The following is a 20,205-nucleotide window of genomic DNA, read 5'->3' on the forward strand; positions in this document are numbered from 1 at the left end:
GGAGCTCGGCGGGCCCTCTGGCATACTCGGATTCCCTGTGACCGACGAAACCGGCACCCCGGACGGGATCGGCCGGTACAACCACTTCAACGGTTCGTCCATCTACTGGTCGCCCGCCACGGGAGCCCACGAGGTGTACGGAGCCATCCGGGCCCAGTGGGCGGCCCTCGGTTGGGAGCGCAGCCGGCTCGGGTACCCGATCACCGGCGAGTACGGCATCACGGGCGGGCGCCGCAACGACTTCCAGCACGGTTCCATCCTGTGGCACGCGGCCAGCGGCAGGACCGAGGTCATCTACACCAGCATCCCGCCGGGGCTTCTGGGCGTCGACCTTGAGCGCATCCCAACCACGCAGAAGGTTGTCGCGCTCACGTTCGACGCCGGGGCCAACGATGCCGCCCTCCGATCGATCCTCAGCACGCTCGCCAGCAACGGCGTCCCGGGCACGTTCTTCCTCACCGGAGACTGGGTCAACCAGTTCCCCTCGGATGCAGCGCTGATCTACAACTCGGGACACCGGATCGGCAATCACTCCATGACCCACCCGGACTTCACGGCACTGACCGATGCCCAGATCGCGGCCGAGATCAGCAGCGCGCAGAGGACCATTGAAGCCGCTGGGGGCGAACCGCTCCCGTTCTTCCGCTTCCCGTTCGGTGCCCGCAATTCCCGCACGATTGCAGATGTCAACGCTGCGGGTTACGCGGCGATCCGGTGGACCGTTGACACCCTGGGCTGGCAAGGCACCATGAACGGATCGCGCGGCCCGGGCTTCATCGTCCAGCGCGTCATGGCGTCCGCGCAGCCCGGGGAGATCGTCCTGATGCACCTTGGCTCGAACCCCGACGACGGCTCTACGCTCGACGCCGCGGCCCTCCCACAAGTGATCTCCCAGCTCCGGGCGGCAGGCTACGGCTTCGTCACCCTGGACGCAGCCCTCGGCTAACTGGGCCCCGTACTGACGCGTTCCCGAAAGGACACCCCCATCTCGACAAATCACCCCCGGCTACCGGGGTGATTTGTCCAACGGATGCTGCTCGGCCGGGTAATAACCGCGATGCCAATAAAGCGGAAAGCGCCGGAGAGATTCTCCGGCGCTTTCCGCTTTATTGGTCGGGCTGACAGGATTTGAACCTGCGACCCCTTGACCCCCAGTCAAGTGCGCTACCAAGCTGCGCTACAGCCCGCTGGTTCCGCCGTTCTCCGCTGAACTTCCACCCAGGGATTCCTCCGAGGATTTCCATCAGCAGTCCGGCCGAACCACCTAGAAGAGCTTACACGATCCGGAGCGGTGCGAATGACACTTTCCGGATTTCAGCACCATGTGTGTCACAGACAACACCAGGATCAGCGCTTCCGGCCGCGCTTTTCCCGCACGCGCATGCTGACCTCGATGGGCGTGCCCTCGAATCCGAAGGTCTCACGCAGCCGCCGGGTGATGAACCGGCGGTACCCCGGGTCCAGGAACCCGGTGGTGAACAGCACGAACTTCGGCGGCCTGCTGGAGGCCTGCGTGCCGAAGAGGATGCGCGGCTGCTTGCCGCCACGGACCGGGTGCGGGTGCGCGGCCACGAGTTCTCCCAGGAAGGCGTTGAGGCGTCCGGTGGCGATGCGCTTGTCCCAGTTCTCCAGGGCCAGGTCCAGGGCGGGCACCAGCCTGTCCTTGTGCCAGCCGGTCTTTGCCGAAATGTTCACGCGCGGAGCCCAGTCCACGTGGGCCAGGTCCTGCTCGATCTCGCGTTCGAGGTAGCGGCGGCGTTCGTCGTCGAGCAGGTCCCACTTGTTGAAGGCCAGGACCAGGGCCCGGCCGGACTCGATGGCAAGCTGCAGGACACGGACGTCCTGCTCGCTGAGGACCTCGTCCACGGCGAGGAGCACGACGGCGACCTCCGCCTTCTCGAGGGCGGCCTGGGTCCGGAGCGAGGCGTAGTAGTCGGCGCCCTGCGCCATGTGCTGGCGGCGCCGGATGCCTGCGGTGTCAACGAAGCGCCAGGTGCGGCCGCCGAGTTCGATGAATTCGTCCACCGGGTCGCGGGTGGTGCCGGCGGTGTTGTCCACCACAACCCGCTCGGAGCCGGCCAGCTTGTTCAGCAGCGAGGACTTGCCCACGTTCGGGCGGCCAATGAGGGCGATGCGGCGCGGGCCGCCGGAGCGGTCAGTGCCCTCGATCGTGGAAAACTCCGGCAGCACGTCCATGACCTTGTCCAGCAGGTCGGCCACGCCGCGGCCGTGCAGTGCCGAAACAGGGTACGGCTCGCCGAAGCCGAGGCCCCAGAGAACGGCCGAGTCCGCTTCCTGAGCGAAGTCGTCCACCTTGTTGGCGACCAGGATGACCGGTTTCTTGCTCCGGCGCAGCATCTTCATCACGGCTTCGTCGGTGGCGGTTGCCCCGACGGCCGAGTCCACCACGAAGAGCACGGCGTCAGCGAGTTCCACGGCCATCTCGGCCTGCTCGGCCACACGGGCGTGGATGCCGCGGGCGTCATGCTCCCAGCCTCCGGTGTCCACGAGGGTGAAGTTGCGGCCGTTCCAGTTGGCCGAGTACATGACGCGGTCGCGGGTGACGCCGGGGGTGTCCTCCACCACGGCTTCGCGGCGGCCCAGGATGCGGTTCACCAGCGTCGACTTCCCCACGTTCGGCCGGCCGATGATGGCCAGCACGGGGTCCAGCTTGACGGGGCCTTCGAACTCCTCGTCGCCGTACTCTCCACTCAGCAGGGCGGCGTCGTCCTCATCGAGGTCGTAGTCCTCCAGCCCCGCCCTCAGGGAGGCTGCCCGCAGCTCCGCTTCGTCGTCGTCGATGGCTGCAAGCCGTTCGGCAACCTGGTCGGCGCCGCTGGGAGTGTATTCGTCGTCGTCCGCGCCGGAGTATCCGGAAGTCTGGGTGGTGTCGCTCATTGCACTGTCCTTAGTGGTCATCTGCCGGCGTCCCGGCTACTGCTGTCAAGTCTTGATGTTCAGCGAAGGGCAGGGGCTGCCCGCTGAGTTGTACGGTGTCCTGGACGTGCCCCGCCAGCGCTGCCCGGATCTCCTGCGCCGCCCTGTCCATTGAAGCACGGCCGCTTTCGCCGGCCCGGCGGGACAGGGTGAGGGCCGCCCCGAAGCTGACGTGGAAGCGCCGCCCGGCCCGGGGTACTGAATCGAGGTGCTCATGGCCGGTCCGGGTGCCCAGGATGGCGACCGGCACCACGGGCGCCCCGGAGTTCAGCGCAAGCCAGGCCACGCCGCCGTTGATGTCCGCGGCCGCACCGCTCCCCCGCGTTCCTTCAGGAAGGATCCCGACGCACCTGCCGGCGTCGAGCACGTCCTTGCAGCGCTGCAGCGCGGCACGGTCCCCGCTGCGGTCCACCGGAAGCTGGCCGGACGCTGTCAGCACCCGCCCCAGGAAACCCTTGAACATCTCCTGTTTGACCAGGATGTGCATGGGCCGCGGCGCCGCCCCGAACATCACGGGGCCGTCGAGGAAACTGATATGGTTGCCGGCGAAGATCACCGGTCCCCCGGTGGGGACGTTGCTCTTGCCGGTCACCGAGGTCCGGTAGACCAGGTGGTCCAGGACCCAGCCCACCGGCCTGCTCCACGCCATGGTCAGGCCGGACGGCACGCCCGCCCTGCCGTCAGTCACGGTTGAGGACCTTGGTGACTATCACGAGGGCGGCGTCGACGGTCTGTTCGAAGTCGAGGTCGGAGGAGTCCAGCGTCACCACGCCGGATGCAGCCTGCGTGAAGTTGACCACGGTGGAATCCCTGGCATCCCGGCGGGTGACCTGCGCCGCGAGCTGCTCGGCGTTCTGCGTTCCGCCCAGCTGGATACCCCGGCGGCGCAGGCGCGCTTCCTCGCTGGCGGTCAGGAGCATCCGCACCTCGGCGCCGGGCGCGACGACGGTGGTGATGTCCCTGCCTTCCACCACCATGCGGCGGTGGTGCTTTTCGATCAGCTCGCGCTGGCGCCGGATGAGTTCGGTCCGGGCGCCGAGGGTGGTGGCGACGGAGCTGACGGCCGAGGAGATAGCCGGCTCGCGGATGGCGTCGGTGACGTCCACCCCGTCCACCCGGACGAATTCCTCATTGGGGCTGGTGCTTAGTTCCAGGACCAGGTCGCGGGAAGCCTGCTCCACTGCCGCGCCGTCCTCGAGGTCGATGCCGTTGGTGACGCAGTGCCACGTGAGGGCGCGGTACATTGCACCCGTGTCCAGGTAGGCGAGCCGCAGCCTGCGGGCTACTTCCTTGCTGACGCTGGACTTGCCGGAGCCGGATGGCCCGTCGATGGCAACCACCAGCGGCCGCCCAACGCGAAGCGCGGGCAGGGTGTCAAGAAGTTCCTGTGTCATTACTGCAGTACCCGCCATCCGCGGTCGTTGAGTGCTTCGATCAGGTGGTCGTGCTTGTTGGGCAACACTGACAATTCCACCATGCCCACGTTCTGCCCGGACGAATGGTCCAGGCGGAGGTCTTCGACGTTCACGCCGATTTCACCGATTTCGGTGAGCAGCTGGGCGATCTGCCCGGGCCTGTCGTCCACGAGCACGGTGAGCCATGAGTACGCCTGCGGTGGTCCGCCGTGCTTGCCCGGAATCCGCGCCTGGCCGGCGTTGCCCTCGCTGATCAGCTGGGCAAGGTCCAGCCGGGCTCCGGGCGCGGTGGGGTGTTCCAGTGTTCCGATCAGCCGGTTCAGGTCCTCGCGGACACCGTAGAGGATTTCGACCACCTTGGCCGCGTTCCCGCCCAAGATCTGCACCCACAGGGTGGGATCGCTGGCGGCGATCCTGGTGGTGTCCCGGAGGCCGTTGCCGGCGAGGGACAGCGCGTGCAGCGGCGTGCCCTGCAGCCGGCTTGCCAGCAGCGACGACATCACCTGCGGCAGGTGTGAGACCAGGGCGACAGCCTCGTCGTGTTCGTCGGCCGTGAACTGTGAAACAACCGCGCCAAGGTCGGAGGCCAGCGACCGTGCCACCTGCAGGGCGTGCGCCGATGTCTCCTCCGAGGGGCAAAGCACCCAGGGCATGGAGGTGAACAGTTCGCCGCGTGCAGCCACCGGGCCTGACTTTTCCCGCCCCGCCATGGGGTGGGTCCCGACGTAGCGGGACAGGTCGGCGCCCACGTTGCGGAGCCGGGACTGGATGCTGGCTTTGACGCTGGCGATGTCCACCACCACCGCACCGGGGTATGTCTCCAGGGCCTGGTGCACCACGTGGGCGGTGACGTCCGGCGGGGCTGCGACGACCACCAGCTCAGGCGTGGCATCGCCCAACTCGGCCAGGGGGCGCCCCGCCCCGATATCAACGGCCACCGCCTGGTTGGTCGGTGAGGGGTCGGACAGGAACACCGGGACACCGCGGCCGCGCAGGCCCAGCCCGATGCTGGTCCCCAGAAGCCCCGTACCTATGACCACTACCGGTCCGTTCAGGTGTCCGCGGCCGTGGCTGTGGAATGCCGACATGGGTCAGAGTCCTACGGATGCCAGCAGATGCCCGACTTCCTGCTTGCCCAGGTTGCGGATGCTGCCCTGGCGCTGGTCTCCCAGGCCGATGGGGCCGACCTTGACCCGGACCAGCCGCTGGACCGGGAAGCCCACGGCGTCGAAGAGGCGGCGGACAATGCGGTTCTTGCCCGAGTGGAGCACGACCTCGATCAGGACGTGTCCGGGAGTGGAGTCCACCAGCCGGAAGGAGTCGACCGCAGCCATGCCATCCTCGAGTTCAACGCCTGCTTTCAGCTGCGCGCCGATGCCCTGCGGGAACGGCCCACGGACCTGGACCAGGTAGGTCTTGGGAACCTCGTAGGACGGGTGGGTGAGCCGGTTGGCCAGCTCGCCGTCGTTCGTCAGCAGCAGCAGGCCTTCCGTGGCGACGTCCAGGCGGCCAACATGGAAAAGCCGTTCGCCGGTGTTCTTGTTGCTCTTGAGGAAGTCGCTGATGCAGGGGCGGCCCTCGGGGTCCTCCATGGTGGAAACAACGCCCTTCGGCTTGTTGAACACCATGTAGACCAGGTTTTCGTCCAGTTGGATCCGCAGCCCGTCGACGTGGATCACTGCAGTCTTCGGGTCCACGCGGACGCCGAGCTCGGTGACTACCTGGCCGTCCACCTCTACGCGGCCTTCCGCGATCATTTCCTCGCAGACGCGCCGGGAAGCGACTCCTGCCGAGGCCATCACCTTCTGGAGGCGCACGCCGTCGGCATCGCGGAGTTCTGACTGGGGAACATTGCCGCGCGGGCCCTTCTTCCGTGCGGGCTTGCGGACCGGACCCAGGTTCTGGCCGAAGCGTTCGCTGCCGAAGGCACGGGAGGCTGCCGCGCCGGGAGCACCGGTGCGCGGCTTGGGCTTGGGCGCGCCGGGGGTTCCGGGCGCCTTCTTGGCGCCGGGCTTGCGCGCTGCGGGCTTGCGCGACGACGGCTTGGCGGCCTTGGTGCCCTCCGTCCCGTGTGCCGGCTGGCCACCGAGATCGGGGTCGATGAAGCGCTCCTCGCGCGACTTGGGCGCGCGGTGCGGCCGGTCGCCGCCGAATCCGGAGGCGCGCTTGCCCGTGCTGCGGGATCCCCCGCTGAAGTTTCCGCCCTGCGGGCTGCGCTGTTGGGAACTGCGTTCCTTGCCGCTGCGTCCCGAACCGTTACGTGGTGAACCCTGGCGTCCCGCCTGTGTCATGACCCGTCCTTCAATGTATTGGCCGGCACGATGTCCAAAGACAACCCTAGCCAGCCGCGCAGATTTAGTCTGCCCTGATAAAAATATTCGCGCAGGCAGGAGCTTTCCTGCCTACATGGTGTCGGCGTCGTAGAACTCTGAGATCCCCTCGAGCCCCGGTAGGTGCGGCGACAATTGGGGCAGGTCCTCCACCGAACCAATCCCCATCCGTTCGAGGAAATACGAGGTGGTCCGGTACAGGAGTGCGCCGGACTCGGGATCAGTTCCCGCGTCCTCGATCAGCCCGCGCTGGGCCAGTGTCCGTACGACAGAATCGACATTGACTCCACGAATTGCAGACACCCTGGCCCGGGAAACGGGCTGGCGGTATGCGATCACCGCCAGCGTTTCCAATGCCGCCTGGGTGAGCCTGGTGGTCTGCCCCTCGAGCACGTACTTGCCAACGACGTCGGCAAACTCTGCGCGGGAGTAGATCCGCCAGCCACCGGCGATGTTCCGCAATTCAAAACCCCGGGGGCTGGAGCCGAAGCCAGCTGGGCTGTCGTCTTCCATATCCGGGGCATTAACAGTATAGCCGTTGTACTCACGCTGGAGTTCTGCCAGCAGGGAGCCCACCTCCCCCACCGTCAGCCCCACGCCCGCGGCAAGTTCCTCCTCCGTGGCAGGTTGGTCCAGGACCATCAGGACTGCTTCGATCGCGGCTTTGGCGCCGCCGGGACGGTCCAGGAAGTCAGGATCACTGCCTGCTTCCATTTCCGGTTCCGGGTTCACGGTTGCTCCTCGTACTCTTCACTCACGTTTTCTGCGGACCAGTCCCGGCCTCCCGCGGTCCAATGAACGGCCAGCTCCGCCAGCGGCGAGAGCTGGTCAAAGGACACCACCCGGTCGCGGAACAGCTCCAGCAGGGCCAGGAACCTCGCCACCACCACCAAAGTGGAACCGGCGTCGGCGATCAGGGAACGGAAGGAAAGCGGCGACTCCCTTTGCAGCCGCAGCCCCAGTACCTCTGCCTGTTCCTTGACGCTGACGTTGCTGCCGTGCAGGTGGCCGAGGGCCACCTGCGGAGGCTCCGCCGGCGCCTTGGGTCGGAGTGCGGCTTCGGCGAGGGCTGCGAACTGGTCCGGTGTGTGTTTCCAGACCAGCTCGGGCAGCATCGCGGCGAAATGCTCCTCCAGCCCCACCTGCCGTGGGAAACGCCGGCCTTCCTGGTGCAGTGTTTCGCCGAGGAGGGAGGCCACCTGCTTGAAGGCCTTGTATTGGAGCAGGCGGGCGAAGAGGAGGTCCCGGGCCTCCAGCAGGGCGATGTCCTCGTCGTCCTCCACTTCACCTGCCGGAAGGAGCCGGGCCGCCTTCAGGTCGAGCAGCGTGGCCGCGATCACGAGGAACTCGCTTGCCTCGTCCAGTGCCCATTCCTCGCCGAGATCCTGCAGCTTGCGGATGTATTTGATGAATTCATCCGTCACGGTGGCAATGGCCACTTCCGTGATGTCCAGCTGGTGCTTGGCGATCAGTCCGAGGAGAAGGTCGAACGGGCCCGTGAAGTTGGCCAGCCGTACCTCGAACCCGGGTTTGGAATCGGCCACGGCGTGGCTAAGGTGCGCCGCCGCGGGAAATCAGCTCCTTGGCCAGGCGGCGGTAGGCGTCCGCGCCCACGTGGTTGCCGGCATAGCTGGTAATGGGCTCCGCAGCGACGGTGGCATCGGCGAACTTAATGGAGCGCTTGATGACTGTCTCGAATACCTTCTCGCCGAAGGCCTCCACCAGGCGGGTAATGACCTCACGGCTGTGCAGTGTCCGTGCGTCATACATGGTGGCCAGCACGCCGTCGACCTGCAGCCGCGGGTTGAGCCGGTCCTGGACCTTGTCGATGGTCTCCACCAGCAGTGCCACGGCGCGCAGCGCAAAGAACTCGCAGATCAACGGGATGATGACGCCGTGGGCGGCCGTGAGGGCATTGACCGTCAACAGGCCCAGGGAGGGCTGGCAGTCGATCAGGACGACGTCATAGTCGTCCTCGACCTTCTTGAGGGCGCGGTCCAGGACCTGCTCCCGGGCCACCTCGTTGACCAGCTGCACTTCCGCGGCGGAGAGGTCGATATTGGCCGGCAGCAGGTGGACATTCTCCACGCCGGTCTGGTGGATGGCTTCACGGATGTCCACCTTGCGGTCCATCAGGACGTTGTACACGGTGAGGTCCAGTTCGTGCGGGTTCACGCCCAGCCCTGCCGACAGCGCCCCCTGGGGATCGAAGTCCACCAGGAGGACGCGGCGGCCATACTCGGCGAGCGCCGCAGCGAGGTTGATGGTGGACGTGGTCTTGCCGACGCCGCCCTTCTGGTTGACCATGGCGATGACGCGGGCCGGGCCGTGGGAGGACAGCGGCGCGGGTTCGGGGAACTCGCGCAGTGGCCGTCCCGTGGGGCCCATCACCGCGTTATCCAGGTCGAATTCCGTGCCTTCCAGAGTTGCCGAACCCTGTTCGCTGCTCACGTATCTGTCCACACTTTCGATGACGGTGATTTCCTGCCGCTGGCTCGCCAGCGCCGTTCGTTCTTGCTCCCAAGGTTACCGTGCCCGACACGGTATCCGAGGGAACTTGACTTTCCGCGGATGTTGAGCCTTTACCCTCTAGTTGAGGTCGAAGGTTGCCCCTTGCCATGGAAAAAACCGCCTCCGCAGCACGGCTGCGGAGGCGGTTCTTGCGAAGGTGCTGCCGAAGGCTAGGCCTTGGCTGCCTCGCGGGCGCCTTCTTCCTTCGGCGCCATTTCGCCGTGGTGGTGGGCCAGCATGGTGGCTTCGTCAAACGGCTCCTGGCCGGACAGTACGCGGCCCACCTGTCCGCCGTCGATCTCCTTGACCCAGGTGCCGATCAGGACCGTGGCAACAGCGTTGCCGGTGAAGTTGGTCAGAGCGCGGGCCTCGGACATGAAGCGGTCGATGCCGACGATCATGCCCACACCGCCCAGCAGTTCCGGCTTGTGCGCCTGCAGGCCTGCCGCCAGGGTGGCCAGGCCGGCGCCGGTGACACCGGCGGCGCCCTTGGAAGCGATGATCATGAAGACCAGCAGGGAGATCTGGGCACCGAGGTCCAGCGGGGTTCCCATGGCGTTGGCCACGAAGAGGGAGGCCATGGTCAGGTAGATGGCCGTGCCGTCAAGGTTGAACGAGTAGCCGGTGGGAACGGTGACGCCGACGACGGGCTTGGAGACTCCGAGGTGTTCCATCTTGGCGATGAGGCGCGGCAGGGCAGCCTCGGACGACGAGGTGGAGAAGATCAGGAGGTACTCGCGGGCCAGGTACTTCATCAGTTTGAAGATGTTCACGCCTGCCACCACCTGCAGGAGGCCGCCGAGGATGACCACGATGAACAGGGCGCAGGTGATGTAGAAGGCGATCATCAGGGTGAACATGCTCACGATGGCCTGGACGCCGGTTGCCCCGACGACGGCGGCGATGGCGCCGAAGGCGCCGACCGGAGCGAGCCACATGATCATGATGAGGATGCGGAACACCAGGGCCTGGCCGTGGCCGATGGCCTTCAGGATCGGGGCGCCCTGGGCGCCCATCTTCTGGAGCGCGAAGCCAACGAGGATGGCGGCCAGCAGGGTGGGCAGTACGGGGACGTCACCCGGAATGATGCCCAGCAGGAAGTCAACGGTGCTGTCCGTGGCTGCCTTCTTGTTGGGGTCGTAGGGTGTCAGCTTCAGCCCCTCACCGGGGTGGATGAGGTTGCCGACCACGAGGCCGATGGCCAGCGCGAAGGTGGACATGATGATGAAGTAACCCAGCGCCAGGCCGCCGACCTTGCCGACGGTGGCGGCCTTGGCGATGGAGCCGATGCCCAGGACGATGGTGCAGAAGATGACCGGTGCGATCATCATCTTGATGAGCTTGATGAAGCCGTCACCCAGGGGCTTGAGCGACTTGCCCACCTCCGGGAAGAGCAGGCCAACCACCGCGCCGAGAATGACGGCGGCGATAACGGCGATGTAGAGGTAATGCGACTTGTCCAGTCCCTTGCGCCGCGGCGTCGCGGTCTCGGGCGACTCTCCTCGTTGAGAAGCCATGATGTGTCTCCTTGTGGATATTCTGATAGACGCTGCGGCGCAGTCTCTGGGCTCAACACGTCCTTGCAATGTGATATCCATCATTGGGCACCCCGTGATCCAGCTCACCGTTGCGTTCATATTGGTCGCGGCACCCGCAGGGTCGGATGGAGGTACGCATGATCCACCGCTGGAGTATCGCGCGCCGGCTCTTCCTGGCAAACCTGCTGATCGTCATTTCCTTCATCGCCATTGTGGGAACGGCTGCGTACGTGGATGCAAAGGACCGGACCTACGACGAGGAGGGCCGCCGCATGGAGGGGGTGGCAGCGTCCATCGCCGCCAATCCCCTGGTGCTCCAGGCGGCAGCTGCGCAGGACCCGTCCGCCTTCCTGCAGCCGTATGCCAGGGATGTGGCCGCTGCCGCGCATGTTGACTTCATCACCATCATGGCTCCGGACCGGACCCGTTGGACGCACCCAAAGGACGAGGAGCTGGGCCGGCCGTACATCGGCTCCATCGATGCTGCCCTGCAGGGACGGTCCTTTACGGAAGTCACAGCGGGCACACTGGGCCCTTCAGTGCGCACCATCGTCCCCGTCAAGGATTCCGCGGGAACGGTGAAGGCGCTGGTGGCTGCGGGTGTTACCGTCCGAAGCGTCGACGTCGCCCTCGCCGGACGCCTGCCCGCCCTGCTTGCCCTCGGCGTCGCCCTGCTGGTCGGCGGATCCCTGGCATCCTGGCTGCTGGGCCGGTACCTGCGCGGGGTCACCCGGGGCTGGGGGCCGGAACAGTTGGCGCAACTGTTCGCCTACTACGAATCCGTGCTCCATTCGGTCCGCGAGGGACTGATCCTCATCGATGCCAGGAAGCGCGTGGTGATGTACAACGACCAGGCCGCAGAGCTGCTGGGCTTGCCCGAAACCGGCAGCAACGATCCCACGCGGCCTCCGTCGCTGGCAGACCTGCCCCTGGACGGCGAACTCCGCAGCCTCTTTGATTCGGGACGAAGCACCAAGGACGAGATAGTCCTGACCGGCTCCCGGGTGCTGGTGGTGAACCAGGGGCCGGCCAGGGGTCCGAAGTCCCCTGGTGCACGCGGGAAGGTTCCTGTCTATGGAACTGTGGCAACGCTTCGGGACCGGACAGAAATCGAGGCGCTGGGCAACGAACTGCAGACCATGCGGACACTGTCCGATGCGCTGCGGGCACAGACCCACGAACACGCCAACCGGCTGCACACCATGGTCTCGCTCCTGGAACTTGGCCGGACGGCGGAGGCCCTGGACTTCGCAACCCAGGACCTGGCCCTGAGCCAGCGGCTGACCGATGACATGGTGAGCTCCATCGACGAGCCCGTGGTGGGTGCCCTGGTCATGGGCAAGGTGGCCGAGGCGCACGAGCGCGGCGTACAGCTGGACGTGTCCACCCTGGGTTCAGGCGCGGCTCCGGGGGTTGCCGTGCAGGACCTTGTGACCATCCTGGGCAACCTGCTGGATAACGCCATCGACGCTGCCGCCGACGGGGCCCCGCCGCGGCGGGTGGACCTGACCGTCGAATCCGATGAGGAAGGGCTGGACATCGCTGTCAACGACTCCGGCGCGGCAATCGACGCCACGGACGCGGAGCACATGTTCCGGCACGGCTACAGCACGAAACCCCCGGGCCCGGGCGGCCGGGGCATCGGCCTGGCCCTGGTCCGGCAGGCCGTGAACCGCCTGGGCGGTACGCTGGCCATCAACGGGCGGCGCGGCGCCAAGTTCGAGGTCTTCCTGCCGGCTGCGGCGGCCCCGGAAAAGGAGCAGAGACAGTGAGCAACATCCGGGTCCTCGTCGTCGAGGACGAGGCCATCGCCTCCGCAGCCCATGCAGCATATGTCGAGCGGCTGGAAGGGTTCGAGCTGGCGGGGACAGCGCCCGACGGGCAGTCGGCCCTGCGGCTGCTGAACGAATTCGTGGCCGCCGGCCGGCCGGTGGAACTGGTCCTGCTGGACATGAACCTTCCCGACCTCCACGGCCTGGACATCGCCCGGCGCATGCGTTCCGCGGGCATCCTGGCCGACATCATCGCCATCACGGCTGTTCGTGAACTCGCCATTGTCCGCAGCGCCGTGGCGATCGGCGTGGTCCAGTACCTGATCAAGCCGTTCACCTTCGCCACGTTCTCGGACAAGCTGGAAAGCTATCGGCAGTTCCGCCGGCAACTGGCCGGCTCCGGGGGCGGCGGGGGCAAGGGCGGCGCCTCGCAGAGCGAGGTGGACCAGGCATTCGCAAGCCTTCGGGCACCGTCCGAGCTGCCCCTCCCCAAGGGCCTGTCAACGTCCACCCTGGGTTCCGTCCAGGATTTCCTCCGCGGGCAGCAGGAAGCCGTCTCGGCCACCGAGGTGATGGAAGCCCTTGGCATGTCCCGGGTCACGGCGCGGCGCTACCTTGAGTACCTGGCCGACGCCGGGACGGTATCCAGGACAGCCCGCTACGGCACCCCCGGCCGGCCCGAGAACGAATACCGTTGGAGCGGCCGCCCGTGAAATTGGCGGCTCCACGCCCCGCCTGCGTCCTCAGCCGGTTTGTTCCCTGCCCACCCGAAGGGCACCTATCAGCTGGTCGATGACCCCCGGGTCTTCGATGGTGGAAGGCACCGTATACTCCTCCCCGTCCGCTATCTGGCGCATGGTTTTGCGCAGGATCTTCCCGGAGCGGGTCTTGGGCAGGGCACCCACCACTGTCACGTGCTTGAAGTCCGCCACCGCACCGATGTCCCGCCGGACCAGTGCCACCAGATCCTTGGCGAGGACCTCCTCAGGAACGTCCACCCCGGATTTCAGCACCACGTAGCCGCTGGGGCGCTGGCCCTTGAGCGGGTCCGCGAGGCCGATGACGGCGCATTCCGCCACCGCAGGATGCTGGCCGATGACCTGTTCCATGGCGCCCGTTGAAAGCCGGTGGCCGGCGACGTTGATGATGTCATCGGTGCGGCCCATGACGAACAGGTAGCCGTCCCCGTCGCGGTATCCGGAATCCCCCGTGGCGTAGCAGCCGTCGAAAGCCTGCAGGTAGGAAGTAACATAGCGTTCGTCGTTGCGCCACAGGGTGGCCAGGGTTCCCGGTGGCAGCGGCAGCGCCAGCACGATGTTGCCCTCGGTCCCCGGCTCAACTTCCTCCCCGGCACCGTCAAGGATCCGCAGCTTGAACCCGGGCATCGGCACGCTCGGCGACCCCGCCTTGATGGGCAGCTGTTCCAGCCCGCGCGGATTGGCACAGATCGCCCAGCCGGTTTCGGTCTGCCACCAGTGGTCCACCACGGGCACGCCCAGGGTCCGGGAGGCCCACTGGAAGGTATCGCTGTCGAGCCGCTCGCCTGCGGCGAAGAGCGTACGGAGGCTGCTGATTTCATACTTTTCCAGCAGTCCCGCTTCCGGATCGGCTTTGCGGATGGCCCGCAGCGCGGTCGGAGCCGTGAACAGCACATTGACCTGGTGGTCCTGGATGACGCGCCAGAACGCACCGGCGTCCGGTGTCCCCACCGGCTTGCCCTCGTACAGCACGGTGGTGGCGCCGGCAAGCAGGGGACCGTAGACGATGTACGAGTGCCCCACCACCCAGCCGACGTCGGAGGCAGTCCACATCACGTCGCCGGGGCCGACGTCGTAAATATTCTCCATCGTCCAACGGAGAGCGACGGCGTGTCCCCCATTGTCCCGCACCACGCCTTTGGGGGAACCGGTGGTTCCGGAGGTGTAAAGGATATAGAGCGGGTCAGTGGCGTCGACGCCGACCGGAGCCACAGGCTCCGCCCGGTCCATCTCCGAATCCCAGTCCAGCCAGCCCGGGTAGTCGGCTGCCGAGGCCGCAAAATCCTCGCGCGCCTTGACCAGCACCGGGGTTTCGAGCGCACCGGCAAGTGCGAGGGCATCTGCGACGGCTGGCAGGTACTCGATCCGACGGTTGGGTTCGATGCCGCCGGACGCGGTAACGACCACTGCGGGATCCGCGTCCCGGATGCGGGCAGCGAGCTCCTTGGGGGCGAAACCTCCGAACACGACCGAATGGACCCCGCCGAGCCGTGCCGTGGCCAGCATGGCGATGGCGGCCTCGGGAATCATGGGCATGTAGATCACCACACGGTCGCCCTTGCCCACACCGTTGCTGCGCAGCACCCCGGCGAAGCGGGCGGCGAGGTCAGTAAGTTCCGCGTAGCTGAAGCGTTGCTGCACGCCCAGCATTGCGGAGTCGTAGATCAGGGCATCCTGCGCACCGCGGCCTTCCGCCACGTGCCGGTCGAGGGCGTTATGGCAGGTGTTCAGGACACCGTCCGGAAACCAGCGGAACAGCGGGGCCCGGCTGGAGTCCAGAGCCTTCACCGGCGGTGTGCTCCAGTCGATCTGTCCGGCGGCCTCGAGCCAGAACTCCTCCGGCTGCTGCACACTGCGCTGGTAGGTGTCCCGGTAGCTGTTGGTGACCATCAAGTTATCCCGTCCACGGCGTTGTGATGCAGCTCATGGTAGCGCCAGGAAACAACGCGACACAAGACCTTTGTATACATAACCCGGAAGGTCGCTGGGAAAAATCGAGAAAGTCCTCGCTATTCGCTCGGTTGTGTATACACTGGTGGAGTCAATGAGGAAGGAGGCCCCTGATGCGAGCCAGCGACAAGGCCTACGTCGCCCTGCGGGACGACATTGTCGAGTGGCGCCTGGCGCCGGGGACCGTCCTTGCCGAGGTGGAACAGTCCGAACGCCTGGGCGTCTCGCGCACTCCGCTCCGGGAGGCGCTGAGCCGGCTCACGGCGGAAGGCCTGACGGCGGCGGCGGGAGGCCGCGGCGTCGTCGTCACCGATATTTCCCTTGAGGACATTGACGAACTGTTCGAACTGCGCGGAACCCTGGAGGGCAAGGCCGCCGCGCTGGCTGCCGAACGCGGCGACCGCGCAACGTTCGAGCAGCTGCAGCGCGAGCTGCTCCAGGCCCCGGAGCTGGTCCGGGGGCCGAACCCGGCCCTGCATGACTATTACGAACTGGTGGGACGGCTGGATACGGCCATCGACGCCGCCATCTCCAACTCCTACCTGGCCCAGGCCATGCGCAGCCTGCGCGTGCACCTGGTCCGGGTCCGCCGGCTGGCAGCCGACGACGCCGTCCGCCTGACCGCAGCAGCCGCCGAGCACGCTGCCATTGCCGAGGCGATTGCCGCGGGCAACCCGAAGCTCGCCGAGGCCGCGACCACGATCCACCTGCACCGCAGCCTTTCCCACGTTAAAGCAACCCACGTACCGCACCAGAAGGAGCACCATGGTTAAGGAACACCACGTCCGCGTCTACAAGAGCGAGGAAAACCTGGCCCGCGAGGACCAGCTTGCCTACAAGATCGCCCAGGTCGCCGCCGACCCCGTGGAGGTCTCCGACGAGGTCACCGACATGGTGATCAACCGCGTGATCGACAACGCTTCGGTGGCCATCGCGTCCCTGAACCGCGCCCCGATCGTCGCGGCACGTGCGCAGGCGCTCACCCATGGTCCCAGCACCGGCGGCAAGGGTTCCAAGGTGTTCGGCATCGAGGAACGGGTCGCCCCGGAATGGGCTGCCTGGGCCAACGGCGTGGCCGTCCGCGAACTCGATTACCATGACACGTTCCTCGCGGCCGACTACTCCCACCCCGGGGACAACATCCCGCCGATCCTGGCGGTCGCGCAGCACGTGGGCTCCAGCGGCAAGGACCTGGTCCGCGGCATCGCCACCGGCTACGAGATCCAGGTGAACCTGGTCAAGGCCATCTGCCTGCACAAGCACAAGATCGACCACGTGGCACACCTGGGCCCCTCCGCAGCCGCCGGCATCGGCACCCTGCTGGGCCTCGACGTCGAAACCATCTTCCAGTCCGTGGGCCAGGCACTGCACACCACCACCGCCACCCGGCAGTCCCGCAAGGGTGAAATCTCCACCTGGAAGGCCCACGCCCCGGCCTTCGCGGGCAAGATGGCCATCGAATCCGCAGACCGGGCCATGCGCGGGCAGACCTCCCCCGTGCCCATCTACGAAGGTGAAGACGGCGTCATCGCGTGGATGCTCGACGGCCCGGACGCGTCCTACATGGTCCCGCTTCCCACCCCCGGCGAAGCCAAGCGAGCCATCCTGGACACCTACACCAAGGAACACTCCGCCGAATACCAGGCCCAGGCCTGGATCGACCTGGCCCGCAAGCTCCACCGCGAACACCCCGAGGCCACCGATCCCGCCAACGTCGAATCCGTGCTGATCAGGACCAGCCACCACACCCACTACGTGATCGGCTCCGGCGCCAACGACCCCCAGAAATACTCCCCCACCGCGAGCCGGGAAACCCTGGACCACTCCATCCCCTACATCTTCACCGTCGCCCTGCAGGACGGGGCCTGGCACCACGTTGACTCCTATGCCCCCCAGCGCGCCGCCCGCCCCGACACGGTGGAGCTGTGGCACAAGGTGACCACTGTGGAAGACCCCGAGTGGACCCGCCGCTACCACTCGCTGGACATCTCCGAGAAGGCCTTCGGCGGCTCCGTCGAGGTCACGCTCAAGGACGGCACCGTCATCACCGACCAGATCGCCGTCGCAGACGCCCACCCGCTGGGTGCCCGCCCCTTCGCCCGCGAGCAGTACGTGAACAAGTTCCGCACCCTCGCCGCCGGCCTCGTGGAGGAGGCGGAAATCGAACGGTTCCTCGCCGCCGTCGAGCGACTCCCCCACCTCGCCGCCGGCGAACTGGACCAGCTGAACATCACCGCCGCCCCGGGCGTCATCGACCTGGCCGCGGCGCCGAAGGGACTCTTCTGATGCTGTACTCCAAGACCACCCCGGAGCAGAAGCGGATCAGGTTCCGGGAACTGCTGTCCTCCGGAACCATCCAGCAGTTCCCGGGCGCGTTCAACCCGCTCTCCGCCCGGCTGATCGAGGAAAAAGGCTTCGCCGGGGTGTACATCTCCGGCGCTGTCCTCGCCAACGACCTCGGCCTGCCGGACATCGGACTGACCACCCTCACCGAGGTAGCCACCCGGGCCGGGCAGATCGCCCGCATGACGGACCTGCCCGCCATCGTCGACGCCGACACCGGCTTCGGCGAGCCGATGAACGTGGCGCGCACAGTCCAGGAGCTTGAAAATGCCGGCCTGGCCGGTTGCCACATCGAGGACCAGTTCAACCCCAAGCGCTGCGGCCACCTGGACGGCAAGAACGTGGTGGACCTGGAGACCGCCACCAAGCGGATCCGCGCCGCCGCCGACGCCCGGCGGGACCCGAACTTCCTGGTCATGGCCCGGACCGACATCCGTGCCATCGACGGGCTGGAGGCGGCGAAGCAGCGTGCCAGGGCCCTCGTCGAAGCCGGGGCGGACGCGATCTTCCCTGAAGCCATGAAGGACCTCAGCGAGTTCAAGGCGATCCGTGATGCCGTCGACGTGCCGATCCTGGCCAACATGACAGAGTTCGGCAAGAGCGCGCTGTTCACCGTGGACGAACTGGCGGGCGTCGGTGTCAACATGGTCATCTACCCGGTAACGCTGCTCCGTAGTGCCATGGGCGCCGCTGAGCGTACTCTGGAATCGATCAAATCCGACGGCACCCAGGAGGCGCAGGTTCCAAGCATGCTGACCCGTGCCCGGCTCTACGACCTCGTTGACTATGAGGCCTACAACCGCTTTGACACCGGGGTCTTCAACTTCCAGATCCCCGGCACCTAAACAAACCACCGGATTGCCGGCAGCAGCCGGACAACAGGCTTGAGGAACAAAGGAGTTTCAGCGTGGCTGAAAATGAGATCAAAAAGGGCCTTGCCGGCGTCGTGGTGGATTACACCGCGGTTTCCAAGGTCAACCCGGAGACGAACTCGTTGCTCTACCGTGGCTATCCCGTCCAGGAATTGGCCGCCCGGTGCAGCTTCGAGGAGGTGGCGTACCTGCTCTGGAACGGCGAACTTCCCACCCAGGATCAGCTGGCAGAATTCACCGCTCGGGAACGGGGCGGCCGCGCCCTGGACCCGGTGGTCAAGCAGGTCATCGACGCCTTGCCCACGACGTCGCACCCGATGGACGTGTGCCGGACGGCGGCTTCCGTGATGGGGGCACGCCACCCGTTGGCGGAGGACTCCTCGCGTGAGGCAAACATGGCCAAGGCCGTGGACCTGTTCGCAGCCATGCCTGCAGTGGTGGCCTACGATCAGCGCCGCCGCCACGGGCAGGATGTGGTGGAGCCCCGCGATGACCTGGGCTACTCGGCCAACTTCCTGTGGATGACCTTCGGCGAGGAACAGGTCCCGGAGGTGGTCGAGGCCTTCAACGTCTCCATGATCCTGTACGCCGAGCACTCCTTCAACGCCTCCACCTTCACTGCCCGCGTGATCACCTCCACGCTCTCCGACCTGCATTCCGCCGTCACCGGCGCGATCGGAGCGTTGAAGGGGCCGCTGCACGGCGGCGCAAACGAAGCCGTGATGCACACCTTCGACGAAATCGGCATTCGGCAGGAGGAGTCCCTCGAAGACGCCGCGGCCCGGGCGAAGGCCTGGATGGAAAACGCCCTGGCGCAGAAGAAGAAGGTCATGGGCTTCGGCCACCGTGTCTACAAGCACGGCGACTCCCGCGTGCCCACCATGAAGGCCGCCCTGGACAAGATGATCGCGCATTACGGCCGCCCGGAAATCCTGGGCCTCTACCAGGGGCTGGAGACCGCCATGGACGAGGCGAAGGCGATCAAGCCGAACCTCGACTACCCTGCGGGGCCGACGTACCACCTGATGGGCTTCGACACGCAGACCTTCACTCCGCTGTTCGTGGCCAGCCGCATCACGGGCTGGACAGCGCACATCATGGAGCAGCTGGACTCCAACTCGCTGATCAGGCCGCTGAGCGAATACAACGGGCACGAGGAGCGGCACCTGGCATAACGTCCCTGCCGGGAAGCACCTGAGGGACGTACGACGGCGGTCCGGCACTTTGGTGCCCGGCCGCCGTCGGCCTTTTAACCGTCAGCCCGGGAGGCTTGCTCAGTCCAGGAGGCTTTGCTCAGTCCAAGAGGCTTTCCGAGGATGCCACGGATTCGTTGTCCGTGTGCATCGTGACTACGACGTTGACCCTGCCCCCTTCAAGCACCACGGGAAGCCAATGGTCGGCGTCCTGCCACATCCGGTCCACCGGCAGTGAACTGACGCTGAACCATTCGGGCAGGATTTCATCGCTTGCCGTTGGCTCGCCGTCCCACGTCCGGGCCGTGAAGAGCCGGGTGGCCATGTTCCATTCCGGCTTGGCGGGAAAAACGAAGCGGACGGTGCCGGCGTCTGCCAGGTCCTCCTGGCGGAGCACCACCGCAGTCTCTTCCAGCACTTCCCGGATGACGGCTTCGGCGTCGCTCTCTCCCGGCTCCACGTGGCCGCCGATGCCCACGATCTTGCCCTTGCCGAAACCGGTCTGCTTCAGTCCCAGCAGCACCTCGGCCCCGTTCTCCCCCTCCCGCAGGAGGAAGCACAGGGTCACAGCAGCCGCACTCATCCC

The 20,205-nt window shown here is 66.5% G+C and carries 18 protein-coding genes and 1 tRNA gene; 7 read left to right on the forward strand and 12 right to left on the reverse strand.

The window, feature by feature from the left end:
* The coding region (locus AC3IMC_RS19870) for a polysaccharide deacetylase family protein (protein ID WP_490920614.1) at nt 1-946 on the forward strand (946 nt) is incomplete at its 5' end.
* A 164-nt stretch (nt 947-1,110) separates the two neighbouring features.
* Here AC3IMC_RS19870 and AC3IMC_RS19875 read toward each other — a convergent pair.
* The 10 genes from AC3IMC_RS19875 to AC3IMC_RS19920 form a co-directional block, all read right to left on the reverse strand.
* Nucleotides 1,111-1,187, reverse strand: a tRNA-Pro gene (locus tag AC3IMC_RS19875).
* Between the two features lie 160 nt (nt 1,188-1,347).
* Nucleotides 1,348-2,898 (reverse strand): ribosome biogenesis GTPase Der, encoded by a 1,551-nt coding sequence (gene der / locus AC3IMC_RS19880; protein WP_490920616.1) that lies wholly within the window; start codon nt 2,896-2,898, stop codon nt 1,348-1,350.
* 10 nt (nt 2,899-2,908) lie between these two features.
* A complete protein-coding gene (locus tag AC3IMC_RS19885; protein WP_490920652.1) occupies nt 2,909-3,586 on the reverse strand; it encodes a lysophospholipid acyltransferase family protein in 678 nt (225 codons plus the stop codon).
* Between the two features lie 31 nt (nt 3,587-3,617).
* Nucleotides 3,618-4,331 carry a (d)CMP kinase gene (gene cmk, locus AC3IMC_RS19890; protein WP_221387467.1) on the reverse strand — a complete coding sequence of 238 codons (714 nt, stop codon included), beginning with the start codon at nt 4,329-4,331 and terminating at the stop codon, nt 3,618-3,620.
* Nucleotides 4,331-5,440, reverse strand: coding sequence for a prephenate dehydrogenase (locus tag AC3IMC_RS19895; protein WP_490920619.1), 1,110 nt, complete (start codon nt 5,438-5,440; stop codon nt 4,331-4,333). Before AC3IMC_RS19895 ends, cmk begins: the two co-directional genes overlap by 1 nt.
* Before the next feature lie 3 nt (nt 5,441-5,443).
* Nucleotides 5,444-6,643 carry a pseudouridine synthase gene (locus AC3IMC_RS19900; RefSeq protein ID WP_490920621.1) on the reverse strand — a complete coding sequence of 400 codons (1,200 nt, stop codon included), beginning with the start codon at nt 6,641-6,643 and terminating at the stop codon, nt 5,444-5,446.
* Between the two features lie 111 nt (nt 6,644-6,754).
* The gene (gene scpB / locus AC3IMC_RS19905) at nt 6,755-7,396 is read right to left on the reverse strand and encodes an SMC-Scp complex subunit ScpB (protein ID WP_490920653.1); all 642 of its coding nucleotides are present in this window, start codon (nt 7,394-7,396) and stop codon (nt 6,755-6,757) included.
* A 14-nt stretch (nt 7,397-7,410) separates the two neighbouring features.
* Nucleotides 7,411-8,226 carry a segregation and condensation protein A gene (locus tag AC3IMC_RS19910; RefSeq protein ID WP_490920623.1) on the reverse strand — a complete coding sequence of 272 codons (816 nt, stop codon included), beginning with the start codon at nt 8,224-8,226 and terminating at the stop codon, nt 7,411-7,413.
* Between the two features lie 7 nt (nt 8,227-8,233).
* Nucleotides 8,234-9,133, reverse strand: coding sequence for a ParA family protein (locus AC3IMC_RS19915; protein WP_221387463.1), 900 nt, complete (start codon nt 9,131-9,133; stop codon nt 8,234-8,236).
* 230 nt (nt 9,134-9,363) lie between these two features.
* Nucleotides 9,364-10,710, reverse strand: coding sequence for a cation:dicarboxylate symporter family transporter (locus tag AC3IMC_RS19920; RefSeq protein WP_221387462.1), 1,347 nt, complete (start codon nt 10,708-10,710; stop codon nt 9,364-9,366).
* Between the two features lie 158 nt (nt 10,711-10,868).
* Between AC3IMC_RS19920 and AC3IMC_RS19925 the strand changes: the two genes are divergently transcribed.
* Both AC3IMC_RS19925 and AC3IMC_RS19930 read left to right on the forward strand, forming a co-directional pair.
* On the forward strand, nt 10,869-12,503 hold the full coding sequence (locus tag AC3IMC_RS19925; protein WP_490920626.1) for a sensor histidine kinase: 1,635 nt from the start codon (nt 10,869-10,871) through the stop codon (nt 12,501-12,503).
* Nucleotides 12,500-13,216, forward strand: a complete 717-nt coding sequence (locus AC3IMC_RS19930) for a response regulator (RefSeq protein WP_490920628.1) — start codon at nt 12,500-12,502, stop codon at nt 13,214-13,216. The genes AC3IMC_RS19925 and AC3IMC_RS19930 overlap by 4 nt, the downstream gene beginning before the upstream one ends.
* Nucleotides 13,217-13,246: 30 nt before the next feature.
* Here the strand turns inward: AC3IMC_RS19930 and AC3IMC_RS19935 are convergent, their stop codons facing one another.
* Nucleotides 13,247-15,151 (reverse strand): propionyl-CoA synthetase, encoded by a 1,905-nt coding sequence (locus AC3IMC_RS19935; protein WP_490920630.1) that lies wholly within the window; start codon nt 15,149-15,151, stop codon nt 13,247-13,249.
* 173 nt (nt 15,152-15,324) lie between these two features.
* On the opposite strand from AC3IMC_RS19935, the gene AC3IMC_RS19940 reads away from it, so the two are divergent.
* From AC3IMC_RS19940 to AC3IMC_RS19955, 4 genes are all read left to right on the forward strand, one after another.
* Nucleotides 15,325-15,984, forward strand: a complete 660-nt coding sequence (locus AC3IMC_RS19940; protein WP_490920632.1) for a GntR family transcriptional regulator — start codon at nt 15,325-15,327, stop codon at nt 15,982-15,984.
* Nucleotides 15,977-17,497, forward strand: coding sequence for an MmgE/PrpD family protein (locus tag AC3IMC_RS19945; RefSeq protein ID WP_490920634.1), 1,521 nt, complete (start codon nt 15,977-15,979; stop codon nt 17,495-17,497). Before AC3IMC_RS19940 ends, AC3IMC_RS19945 begins: the two co-directional genes overlap by 8 nt.
* Complete coding sequence (prpB, locus tag AC3IMC_RS19950) at nt 17,497-18,399, forward strand: methylisocitrate lyase (protein WP_490920636.1); 903 nt, start codon at nt 17,497-17,499, stop codon at nt 18,397-18,399. The genes AC3IMC_RS19945 and prpB overlap by 1 nt, the downstream gene beginning before the upstream one ends.
* A gap of 62 nt (nt 18,400-18,461) precedes the next feature.
* Nucleotides 18,462-19,601, forward strand: a complete 1,140-nt coding sequence (locus tag AC3IMC_RS19955; protein ID WP_490920637.1) for a bifunctional 2-methylcitrate synthase/citrate synthase — start codon at nt 18,462-18,464, stop codon at nt 19,599-19,601.
* 118 nt (nt 19,602-19,719) lie between these two features.
* Here AC3IMC_RS19955 and AC3IMC_RS19960 read toward each other — a convergent pair whose 3' ends face one another.
* A complete protein-coding gene (locus AC3IMC_RS19960; RefSeq protein ID WP_490920638.1) occupies nt 19,720-20,202 on the reverse strand; it encodes an 8-oxo-dGTP diphosphatase in 483 nt (160 codons plus the stop codon).
* Between the last annotated feature and the right edge of the window lie 3 nt (nt 20,203-20,205).

It is taken from the genome of Arthrobacter sp. E70, assembly GCF_058266945.1.